The 11,517-nt window shown below is 38.9% G+C and carries 9 protein-coding genes and 1 pseudogene; 6 read left to right on the forward strand and 4 right to left on the reverse strand.

The annotated features are described in order from the left end of the window. The 4 genes and pseudogenes from PX481_RS06805 to PX481_RS06820 form a co-directional block, all read right to left on the reverse strand. A pseudogene (locus PX481_RS06805) lies at positions 1–122 on the reverse strand (Uma2 family endonuclease); the annotation flags it as partial. A gap of 278 nt (positions 123–400) precedes the next feature. Beyond that, the gene (locus PX481_RS06810) at positions 401–1,093 is read right to left on the reverse strand and encodes a ParB N-terminal domain-containing protein (protein WP_288094087.1); all 693 of its coding nucleotides are present in this window, start codon (positions 1,091–1,093) and stop codon (positions 401–403) included. Continuing rightward, entirely contained in the window at positions 1,094–2,443 is a 1,350-nt protein-coding gene (locus tag PX481_RS06815) for an AAA family ATPase (RefSeq protein WP_288094089.1), read from the reverse strand. 378 nt (positions 2,444–2,821) lie between these two features. Further along, positions 2,822–3,763: a serine hydrolase gene (locus PX481_RS06820; protein ID WP_287170668.1), complete on the reverse strand. Its 942-nt coding sequence runs from the start codon at positions 3,761–3,763 to the stop codon at positions 2,822–2,824. A gap of 110 nt (positions 3,764–3,873) precedes the next feature. Here PX481_RS06820 and PX481_RS06825 point away from each other — a divergent pair, with 110 nt between their 5' ends. From PX481_RS06825 to PX481_RS06850, 6 genes are all read left to right on the forward strand, one after another. Further along, positions 3,874–4,536: a 4'-phosphopantetheinyl transferase family protein gene (locus tag PX481_RS06825; RefSeq protein WP_288057480.1), complete on the forward strand. Its 663-nt coding sequence runs from the start codon at positions 3,874–3,876 to the stop codon at positions 4,534–4,536. Positions 4,537–4,633: 97 nt separating this feature from the next. Continuing rightward, positions 4,634–5,767, forward strand: a complete 1,134-nt coding sequence (locus PX481_RS06830) for a glycosyltransferase family 4 protein (RefSeq protein WP_288057479.1) — start codon at positions 4,634–4,636, stop codon at positions 5,765–5,767. Positions 5,768–5,822: 55 nt separating this feature from the next. Next, a complete protein-coding gene (clpS, locus tag PX481_RS06835) occupies positions 5,823–6,116 on the forward strand; it encodes an ATP-dependent Clp protease adapter ClpS (RefSeq protein ID WP_288057478.1) in 294 nt (97 codons plus the stop codon). A gap of 2 nt (positions 6,117–6,118) precedes the next feature. Further along, a complete protein-coding gene (locus tag PX481_RS06840; RefSeq protein WP_288094091.1) occupies positions 6,119–6,403 on the forward strand; it encodes a DUF2103 domain-containing protein in 285 nt (94 codons plus the stop codon). Positions 6,404–6,408: 5 nt separating this feature from the next. Next, on the forward strand, positions 6,409–8,355 hold the full coding sequence (locus tag PX481_RS06845; protein ID WP_288094093.1) for a pentapeptide repeat-containing protein: 1,947 nt from the start codon (positions 6,409–6,411) through the stop codon (positions 8,353–8,355). 202 nt (positions 8,356–8,557) lie between these two features. After that, a complete protein-coding gene (locus tag PX481_RS06850; protein ID WP_288094095.1) occupies positions 8,558–11,437 on the forward strand; it encodes a HEAT repeat domain-containing protein in 2,880 nt (959 codons plus the stop codon). Positions 11,438–11,517 lie beyond the last annotated feature (80 nt).

The raw sequence follows: 11,517 nt of genomic DNA on the forward strand, positions 1-11,517 counted from the left end.
TCCGCTTTTTTGAGATGGGGCATCCCTTGATAACGTCGTTCAAATTCCCATCGAGTTAATTTATCGCCGTTTTCTAGGGGAGGAATTGTTAAAGAAGCAGCTATTACTGGGGTAGTTGTCATAAGTTTTCTCTTTTCACCCGTCTTCTAGGTAAGTGTTTCTAATTAAATAGAAGATAGATTTTGCCCTTGATCCCCCCTGCCCCCCTTATTAAGGGGGGTGCCGATAGGCGGGGGGATCCCCCCTGCCCCCCTTATTAAGGGGGGTGCCTGACAATTTTTAACACCTACCTACTTAGTTAATCTTTGCCCGCTATCGGATCAGGCTTTTTTACTGATCTTCCATTATTATAACATCCATCGGTAGGGTGTGTTAAAGTAGCTCAACACACCCACAAAAATCAATTAGAAGTCAGCAAATAATCGACAAGTTTAGCCAACCTTACTTGCCCAATTCCTGTCACTCCTCGCTGTATATCTTCCACAGAATCAAAGGGCTTTTCTGAACGTTTTTTCAGAAATTCATTAACAGATGCTGGTGGAATTCCCGCTTTTTTAAGTTGATTAGCGTCACAGCTATTCAAAAGCTCTAAAATCGATTTAGAAGGAGGAGAAGGAGGAGGAGAAGCAGAAGGAGGAGGAGAAATAATAATTTTTTCTTCCAGTCTTTTGATTTCTTTTTGGTACTCCTCTCGGATTGCTTGTAACTGGGTTTCTAATCGTTTTTCAAGATTACTCATCCTCAATTCTAGAGGATTATCTATTTTTTCAGAAGTGGTAATTAACCCAGGAGAAGGAGATAATAACTGTATTTGCTGTAAAGCGATATTCTCCGCTTCTTTATCAACCACAAAAGCGTTAATAGTTTCTAGGCTGCGTTCTTTTTCTTTAGCAATTAAACAGGCATAATACTCTAAATTTCCCTCAATAATCTGGAAGCGTTCAAAGCCAATTTTTTTGAGAATGACAGGACGCATTAAGCCCTTCATTGCTACAATAAGATTAGCTAAGTTGTGTAAATCTGTTTCTGGAAAATAAGAACGCTCTTTAGTGGCTACCACGTCCTGTAAATCAATTAGTAAAAAATCCCACATTTATTTAACTCCTATTTTAGCTAAAACTTCCAGTGCTAAGGCTTCAAATTCTGCTGCTGATACTCCCGCATCGCCTTGATTTTCGGCATAATCCATTATAGATTGGGGAGCAGGAATTTCTAAATCTCCCACGGGAAAGGATTGATTTATACAGCGAGATAAAGGCATTCTTTCCGAGATAGTCGATTCCATCAAGGGTAAACCATATTTGTCTGGAATTACTTGTTTTTGTTTGGGAAAATTAAATCTTAAGTATTGAGCATTGGTAGAAATTTTGGAAGGTAAAACGCCTAAAATTTTTAGGGGTTCTTTACCTAAATTTTCACGAGGTTCGTTAATTGCTTCCTTGATAAAATTTTTTACACTATTTAAACCTTGATTAGAAAATGGTTTAAGATCTGATGGAATAATCAGATAGTCGGAAGCAATTAAACCAGCTTGAGCATAAAAATCTAAGGATGGCGGGGTATCAATAATAACCAAGTCATAATCATCTCTAACTTTATCTAATTTTTTAGATAATCTTGTGTCAGAACTCCCGTATCTAGTCAAGGTAGTTTGTTTTTCAATTAAGCTAATATGAGCGGGAATTACATCAATTTCTGGATGGTTAAATCCCTGAGATTTTCTGACAATATTTTGCACAAAAGTTATGTCTCCATCATTGAGTAAATGAAAGACATTTTTATCTTTTAAATCATCGTCATCATCGAATTGAAACTTAATTAAACCAACGGCAAAGGTACTATTAGCTTGAGCATCAATATCAATCAATAATACTCGCTTGCCTTTTTTACTCAAGGCTGCCGCTAGATTGGTAGCGACGGTGGTTTTACCAACACCACCTTTATGATGATAAATTGCGATGGTTTTCATGGGATTTTTGTTGTTGATTGTTGGAGAATTAAGCGGTGGAATACCCAGGGATAAAGTTTCGTAGCCAATCAGAGATTTTAACTGTTCTAAGTGAGAGGCAATTTCTAACCCAGAACATCTAAAAACTAAATAAATTTTATCGGGTTTTCTTCGATAAAGTTGAATCTCATCACCATTGGTTAATAATCCCCACTGCACTTTAAAGTAGTTGAGATAATAACCTAAGCGGTGACGATGATTGATGAGCTTTTCTCTGGGGTTTTTAGCCTCGACAATTAGACAGTGAGAGGATAAAAACTGCCTTTTATTGATAGGTTTTTGAGCGGAAACAAGGAAATCTAAGCGTACTTTACCGAAGCTAACTTGTTGATACCAATGTTCGGCATTGTAGCCTAGTTTGGGGAGTAAATACTGGACAATTAATTTACTCTCCACTTCCCTTTCGTTATGACAATGGTGAGGGTTGAAAGTCACACATTTGAGGAAATAAGTAGTTGGACAAAAGTAAAGTTAACTGTGGGGTAAGGAGTCAGGAGTCAGGAGTCAGGAGTCAGGACTAAGTAAGAATTGTGGTAATTTACATTTCTTAAGATAGACAACAGAATTTATCTCCGACTACTTACTTAACAACAACTTATTGTTAGTTTAAATGATGACGGCCTTTCCCGTCAAGGTGAAGCACAGACTAAATCCTTACTTAATCAAGTATTTCAGCTGCAAGAACGAACCCCATCTATCCCAGAAAAGCTGTATATTGAGATGCACATCGGTAAATTTACGGATTTATTGCAGTAGGATGTTTATCTAGCACTTTTGGCAATGACAGAGAAAACCATCCTACCCACAGCTTAATTAATGGATCTGCATAATTTTCTCGGCTACTTTCTGGGAAATAAAAGGTAAAATTGAGCGATTTTGACTGTTATCTTTTCCCTCGGTAAATACCACCAAGAGATAGGGAGTATGATGGGGAATTTCAATATAGGCTGCATCGTGACGCACTTGACTTGTCCAACCAGCTTTTGACCAAATTTGACTATTTTCTGGTAATCCTTGTCCCAGAAATCCTAAGATTTGTGTATCATCTCCTTGACTTGTCCAATCAGCAGGATTAAGACTTCGTTTTAGTAAAGACATCATCATTTGGGAACGTTGGGAAGAAACAGCAATCCCCCCGACAATAGTATGAATTAAACGCGCCACTGCATTGCTAGTTAACATATTGCGATTCTCCATTAATTCCCCTAAAAAAGCGCGTTCACGTCCATAGGGACCATCAGACCAAGTTTTTTGATTAACGTTAATTGTCGCTAATTCTGGCCAATTTAGGGATTGAAAATAACGATTAACTATGTTGCGTTGTTGCTTCCAAGTTTCAAAGGGACCGGCGGCAATTTCTGGACCGCTAGTGGTTCCCGTCACCAGATCTACAACTAAACTGGTAGCATCATTACCAGAGTCAACAATCATGTCACGAATGGCGCGATTTAATTCGGTGTTTTCGGGAATCATTCCCCCTTCTAACCACTCATGAATTGCTACTAGATAAAATAATTTCACTAAACTAGCGGGATAGGTTCTTTCTTGTCCGCGATAGCTAAATCCGCGGGGGGAATATTTCCAGAATTCTTCGTGAGAAATTGCTCCCCCCGTGTTGACGATAACGGGAGGATCATATACTATCCAAGTTAGGGCAATTTGTTCTTGAGCTAATTGGGGAAATTCTCGCCAAGTTGTTTCTAAAATATCTGTACCGAACTGTTGGAGGTGGTCTTCAGTATGAAAAAAGTTCATAGGTGTGCTGCAAAGTCAAAAGTTAGAAGGTGGATAAATTCTTGAGTCGGCAATTCTCATTTTACGGTAAAATTTACCGATAATTAATTATTTGATCGCTTCTGAGTTTAATGTTTATATCTACCGATGAGGTTCATCTCTATTTTATCAGTCTCGATCCCTCTGGGGATAGACTAGAAAAACTGGCTTCTTTGCTCTCGGAAGATGAAATAATTAGAGCTAATCGTTACCATTTTCCCCAACACAAGCGGCGTTTTTTGGTGGCTAGGGGATGTTTACGGGAGATTTTAGGGTCATATTTGGCGATAAGTCCCGAAAAAATCGAGTTTATCTACAGCGAACGGGGAAAACCGAGTATTAACTATCAATTGCAGTTTAATCTCTCCCATTCCGAAGATATGGCCATCTGTGGCTTGACTTTAACCGCTCGCATCGGGGTAGATTTAGAGAAAATGCGCGAGGTGAAAGATTTAGATAGCTTGACAAAAAGGTTTTTTTGTGCTAGGGAACATGAGCTTGTTGAAAAGTCCGCAGAGAAGGAAAAGTTATTTTTTCAGTTATGGACGGCAAAAGAGGCTTATTTAAAGGCACTGGGAACGGGAATTAGCGGGGGACTCGATCAAGTGGAAGTGGGCCTCAATCCCTTAAAATTAGACAATGTGGCGGGGGAATGGCAATTATGGACAGCGGCAATCGGCGATAATTATCGAGCGACGGTGGTTATCGAAGGTAGCGATCGAGTGATTAAAACCTTTGGCCTTTCTGATCTATGATTAATTGGGGAGTTAATTGCCTTGAGAAATTCAGTAATTATTCCTAGCTATCTCAAAAAAAGCTTGTCCTTAATTATTACTTAACCTTGTTTTCTCTATGCGAATTGCTCTTTTTACAGAAACTTTCTTACCGAAAATCGATGGCATTGTCACCCGCCTTAAACATACCGTGGAACACCTACAAAGATTAGGTCATCAGGTATTAGTTTTCTCTCCCGATGGCGGTTTAAAGGATTACAAAGGTGCTAAAATTCATGGAGTTACAGGGATTCCCTTACCCCTATATCCGGAATTAAAAATGGCTTTCCCCCGGCCTTCAGTCGGTCAAGCTTTAGAGAGGTTTAAACCTGATATTATTCATGTGGTTAACCCCGCTGTTTTAGGGGTGGGAGGCATTTATTTTGCCAAAACTATGAACATTCCCCTCGTCGCTTCCTATCATACCCATCTCCCCCAATATCTACAACACTATGGGTTAGGTTCCCTAGAAGGATTACTCTGGGAATTATTAAAACTGGCCCACAATCAAGCAAGTTTAAATCTCTGCACTTCCACCGCTATGGTGCAAGAATTATCTAGTCGTGGCATTGAAAAAGTAGAGCTTTGGCAAAGGGGAGTCGATACGGAATTATTTCAACCTCATTTAAAATCCCCAGCTATGAGACTGAAATTATCCCAAAATAACCCCGATAGTCCTCTCTTATTATATGTTGGTCGAGTGTCGGCCGAAAAAGAAATCGATCGCATTAAACCAGTATTAGAAGCGATTCCCGAAGCAAGATTTGCCATTGTGGGAGATGGTCCCCATCGGGAAGCTTTAACAAGTCATTTTGCCGACACAAATACCCATTTTGTCGGTTATTTACAGGGGTTAGAATTAGCCTCCGCTTTTGCTTCCGCAGATGCTTTTCTTTTTCCCTCACGCACAGAAACCCTCGGTTTGGTACTCTTAGAATCCATGGCTGCCGGTTGTCCGGTGGTGGCGGCAAATTCGGGGGGAATTCCTGATATTGTCACCGATGGAGTTAATGGTCATCTCTTCGATCCTAGGGATGAGAAGGGTTTAATTAGTGCCACCCAAAGATTACTAACCGCCAAGGCAGAAAGAGAGGAATTACGACGAAATGCGCGCCTAGAAGCGGAAAAATGGGCATGGCAAGCGGCCACCAAACAATTATTAAATTACTATCACCGGGTTTTGAATAATAATTCTGTGGCTTTTGCCGCTTAATTGTTGTCAAAATGCTCGAATTTAATTGCAAAAACCTTGACCTATTGTAACTTTTATGTCCAGCGCACCCAGTACCACCTTAGATAAGTCCACCCAAGGGGTCAAAAAGACTTATCCCAACTATAAAGTTATTGTTCTCAACGATGACTTTAACACCTTCGATCATGTGGCCAATTGTTTAATTAAATATATCCCGGATATGACTACCGATCGAGCTTGGGAATTAACTAATCAAGTTCACTACCAAGGACAAGCAATTGTCTGGACAGGTCCCCAAGAACAAGCGGAACTTTATCACCAACAATTGCGACGGGAAGGATTAACTATGGCTCCTCTAGAGGCCGCATAATTATGAATAATGGTCGTTTAGTTTGGAATCATTCTACTCATATTCCGGGGTTGATTGCGGTATTAGAAAAGTTAATTACCTATCAGGGAATCGCCACTGTCACCCCGGGGGTACTTTCTCGCTCAAAAGGTCATTGTCCGCGGTTACAATTGCGGATATCAGTACCAATTCGTGGTGGTTTTAAGGTGATTGCGAGGACAGGAAAAAGTGTGCAGGAAGTCTTTGTTATCACCGATTTAAACCAAGAGGATTTAGAAATGGCTATCCAAGCTTGTTTAGGAAAATAACTGTCGTGGGTGCGTTGTTGAAAGGCTGCTGGTTACTAATCATTGTTTTTCTGTTTTTCTCTGTACATTCTCTCCCTAGTTTGGCAGTAATGGATAGACTTCCTTTAACAGTAACTTTATTGCAGGAACGTTTAAGCGCACCCGTCCTTAAAGAAGGGATGACTACCATCGATTTAGCCAATTTGGTTATCGATATCCGCGATGAAAATAAGGAACTGCAAGAACAATTTTATCAACAGATTCAAGGTCAAATTAATCGCGCTAAACAACCCCTAGGTTTAGATTTTAGTAATTCCTTAATTCAAGGCAATTTTATCGCTTCCCGTCTGGGTTTACCGACTCCTTTAACAAAAGTGGCTCTCGCTACCTTATTATCACCCACGGAAGAACAGTTATTACAACAGGACGAAAATTTTTTATTCGATAGCGATGAACCAGTTTTTAATGTCACAGTATTTCGTGGACCTGTGAAGTTGCAGGGAACCGTATTTATGGGAGAAGTGGACTTTTCTAAGACTTTTTTTCTGCAAATTGTCGAAGCAATGCAAGCAAAATTTAGTCGTGAAAGTAATTGGTTAGAATCCCGTTTTGCGAGGGTGGCTAAATTTAGCCAAGCCACTTTTATGGGAGATGTAAATTTTAGTCAAAGTCAATTTTTAAATAAAGCCATCTTTCGCACAGTCCATTTTAAAAGTATTACTAACTTTCATGGCAGTCATTTTACTGCTGAAGCTTATTTTGATCAAACTAAATACGATAAAACCGCAGATTTTACCCGTACTTTCTGGGAAAAAGAAGCCAATTTTTCCCAAAGTCAATGGCGAGATCGTCCGATATTTTCTAAGAGTAGATTTTTAAGTTTATTAACCTTTAGAAATGCCACTTTTGAAAAATCGGGTGCTTTTCGGTCTAGTTATTTTAATGGTGTGGTTAGTTTTCAAGATCTGAAACTTTTAGATCAGGTAGATTTTAGTAATTCCACTTTTACTAAAAATGGTTATTTGAGTGTATCAGGATTAGCTTTTGATTCCGATAAAGCGAAAATACTAGGAGATAGAGGAGTAATTGGTCAAGTAATTTATTTACCAACCCTAGCAGGAAATGAAACAGTTTTAAGAAATTTAGTTCGTAATTTTCGCTCCCTAGAACAAATTGCCGATGCTAATCAAATTGAATACAAAACCGAAAAATTGCGAGTTCAACAGTTAAAACAAAAGCTAAATAATATCTCAATTATTCGCCTAATTAACCTCACTTGGTTAGCTGATTTTCTGCATACTTCTTTCCTTGCTTTACTATTACTCTTAAGTCAAGATGGTACAAATTTTAGTTTAGTTTTCGGTACAGGAATCATAATTTTTGCCTATTTTGGCTGTTTATTTTGGTTAATTGATCGCGTGCGTCGTCTCACTCCTAAACCAGTAATTCCTAGTCGTTATGAAATCTTTTGTATGGTGACTAGCTATATTATTCTCACCCTTTCAGGTGTGTTTAATATCCTGCAATCTGCCAGTCGTCCTCTCCTAACTTTAACAGCTATTGCCCTAATTCTTGTCCCCTTACCCCTAATTTTAATTATCGAACTTTATCGTCGGGGACGCTATCACGATTTAATGGATAGTTCCTATTTTCTGCAAGATGGTAGTATGCGACAATTACGCTTATTAATCACCCGTTTACCCGTGGTTCCCGAATTTCCCCTCTTTCGCGATCGTTATACTCCTATTTCTTGGCAAAAGCGTTGGAATTGGTTAAATTATTACGATTTAAGTCTCAATAATTTGCTAAAATTAGGCTTTAATGATTGGCGAGTTCGCGATCGAGAATTACCCGCTATCATTTCTTTTTTAGTTTGGTATCAATGGGGTATCGGCATCTTTTATATCACTCTCCTTATCTGGACTCTCTCGCGCACGATTCCGGGGTTAAATCTCTTGATTTATTTAAAATAAACTGTAAAAATTTAAATACAGCAGTTATCTTTTCGTTTTGGGTAGCCGGTCGCCGGTCGTCAATACCAAGCTCATTAACTAGAAGATGCGGGTGTTTGGAGGGTGTGGCTGTACTTGAGAAGATTTGCGGGAAGGGAGGTAAAATTCAATGAGGGGGGTGATATTATCTCTCTCAACTGGTTCAACAAGGGAGGATAGCGATATGAAACCGATTCGACTTCAAGTCTGGAAAGTAATGGCTGTCACCCTGTTGAGTCTTTTATCCCCTCTAACATTGAGCCAAAAAGGGTTAGCACTCAATTGCAACAGTGAAGAGGTCAAGTTTTTGATTGAAGAGAAACTGAAAATCAGGCTAAATCAGAAAAAGCCTGTCAATCAAGAGGTAAAAAATGACCAATTAGAGACAATTAAGCAGTGGGGGGAATTTCTGTATCCAGAATTAAAGCAAGAAGATGTCATGTGTGCTTTAATTAATGTCCTCAATGATAAACGGCTGCCCCCAGAATTACGCAGTCAATCTGCTGACGTACTAGGTGGTGTTGGCACAGAAGCTGAACCTGCTAAACCCTACCTATTGATTGCTTTCGAGGATGAAAACCCGCAAGTGCGCCGCAGTGCGATCGAAGCTGTCAGAAAAATTAATGCTAATGGAACTGTTGACTATCTTATTAAAGCTCTAGATGATCAGGATAGCGATGTAAAAAGAGCAGCAGCAGGAGCATTAGGAAGTATAATAAACAAAGAAGAATCACAAAAAGCTGTTCCTCAACTTATTAAACTGCTCGAAACAGATCCCAATGGATTTGTCCGTCAAGGTGCTGCTGAAGTATTAGCAGGAATTACCTCAACAGACACAAGTGTTAAAACTGCCCTGAATACATCTGTCAAGAATGATTCAGCTTGGTTTGTTCGCAAGAAAGTTATAGAAACATTAGATGCAAAATCCAATATAAAAGTTATTGACATAGACAACTTAATTCCTCTCTTGAAGGACAAAAATTATACTTTGCGAACCCAAACTTTCGCTCTTTTGATTAAAATGGGTAATAAAGCTGAAAAAGCATTACCTGAATTAATTGATATTGTAAAAAATGAACCCAATGATACAGCTCGTCAAGTGGCAGTTCAAGCAATTCATAGTATTGGCAAGAGAGATGAAGAAGCTGTAAAAGTGTTAATTAAATTGCTGCAAACTGACTCCGATCAGACAGTGCGAAATAATGCTGTTGAAGCTTTAAGTAAAATCGATCCCTATACCTCTAGTAGCCGACAAGAATTAATCAAGTTTCTAGAAGATAAAAATGAAGATTTGCGAGTGAGTTCATCTGTTGGATTGAGTAATATTGCAACTTCCTTACAGGATCAATATCAGCGTCAGAAAGAGACAGACGGATTATCTCAAGCGATCACGGATTTAGAGAATGCTAAAAAAGCAATGGAATCAGCTTATCAATCAGAATGGCAAGACAAAGAAAAAAAAGAAAAATTCGTGCAACAACAAGATATTCTTGCTCGAAGACTAGATTTTCTTAAAGAACGACAAAATAAGGTATCTCAACAGTGGCTGATAAGTATTATTACTCATCCTTATATTAAAATTTTTGGTAGCTTATTTCTCACCAATCTGCTAGTTTTTTGGCTCTCTCCTCTCTGGTTACTTAAGATTGATGAACAAATCTGGAAACCTGCTTTTGAAGCTCACCCTGTAGCGAAGGCAATTGCATCAATTCTGAGTTTCTTCCCACTTTTAAAATATCATCCAAGAGTTTTAGATCGATGGGTAGAAAGATACTTTAAAGAAGTGAAACAAGACTTCCTTCATAAACCTACCGTCCAGCATCATACAATTTATGTCCCCCTTCCTGTCCAGACTGATTCTGGTGATAATCTGACAACGATTGAACAACTCACCAGTCAAGATTTAAAAGAATCTTTCCCAAGACATCTGCTTATCTGGGGAGAAAGTGGAGTTGGAAAAACCAGTATAGCCTATCAAATTGCTCAATGGGCAATGTCAGATAATAAAGAAGAGCGTCTCTGTAAACATCGGATGTTACCGGTGCTGATTGAAGAAAATATAGAGATTGATAATTCGGGAGGGGAAAAACCTTTTTTAGCCGCTATTCGAGGTCAACTAGAAGCAGCAATTACAGAAGAAAGTGTTTCTCCAGAACTCCTTAAACATCTGCTGATGAAGCAGCGAATATTGGTCATTGTAGATCATTTGTCAGAAATGAGTGAAACTACACGCAAATTAATTCGTCCTGGACAGCCAGATTTTCCAGTTCATACTTTAGTGGTCACCTCCCGGCAAGAAGAATCCTTGGGTAGTGTTTTGACGATCCAACCTTGTCAACTTACAGGAAGTCAAATTTCTACTTTTTTAGAAACCTATTTAGTTAAGAAAGGGGTGCGGCAACTCTTTACTGACAAGGAGTTATATAAAGATTGTGCTAAGTTATCCGAAATTGTCGGTCAAAAAAGGATTACACCTATGTTCGTAAAATTATATGCCGAACAGTTAATTGAAAAGAAAGTCAAAGTGGCGCAAGAATTAACTTTGCCGAATAATATTCCAGAATTAATGCTCAAATACCTCGATGAACTCAACCGAGAAATTAAAGAAGAAAACAGATCAGGTGATCGCATTGTCGATCAAGATGCCAAGTCTCTAGCTTGGGCTTGCCTGAAGAATAGCTATCAACCCTCAGAAATTATGCGTTCGGAGGCACTGGTTACTTTGGGAGGTAATGATGCTGAAGAACGACTAGAATATTTAGAAGAAAAGCTACACCTCATTCAAACGAACCAAACTTCTAAGGATAAAATTCATTTCATTCTTGAACCTCTGGCAGAATATCTAGCAGCTTGGCATTTAGTTGATCTTTATGCAAAAGATCAAAAACAAGAAGAGTGGCAAAAGTTTCTCGAACAACTTGATAGCGTACCTAAAGCTTTTGTGATAGCAGTAAGGGATTGTTGTGAGGCTAGAGCGGAAAAAGTTCACCTCCCACAATTTGTAGTCGAAAAACTCAACCAAGTTAATGGTAAGTCACTTGGGAGCATCCCAATTTTGCCATAAGTATAAATGCTTAGAGACTAAAAACGTTAGCTAAGGCAAAATAAAGAGAAACAATTAAACGGTAGAATCATGAATACAGA

This window comes from Microcystis sp. M53603_WE2 (genome assembly GCF_030065435.1).

Coding starts and splice junctions, on each gene's coding strand:
- PX481_RS06840 (WP_288094091.1), top strand. CDS start 6,119: ATGAATAATGGTCGTTTAGTTTGGAATCATTCTACTCATATTCCGGGG.
- clpS (WP_288057478.1), top strand. CDS start 5,823: ATGTCCAGCGCACCCAGTACCACCTTAGATAAGTCCACCCAAGGGGTC.
- PX481_RS06825 (WP_288057480.1), top strand. CDS start 3,874: ATGTTTATATCTACCGATGAGGTTCATCTCTATTTTATCAGTCTCGAT.
- PX481_RS06820 (WP_287170668.1), bottom strand. CDS start 3,763: ATGAACTTTTTTCATACTGAAGACCACCTCCAACAGTTCGGTACAGAT.
- PX481_RS06810 (WP_288094087.1), bottom strand. CDS start 1,093: ATGTGGGATTTTTTACTAATTGATTTACAGGACGTGGTAGCCACTAAA.
- PX481_RS06830 (WP_288057479.1), top strand. CDS start 4,634: ATGCGAATTGCTCTTTTTACAGAAACTTTCTTACCGAAAATCGATGGC.
- PX481_RS06850 (WP_288094095.1), top strand. CDS start 8,558: ATGAAACCGATTCGACTTCAAGTCTGGAAAGTAATGGCTGTCACCCTG.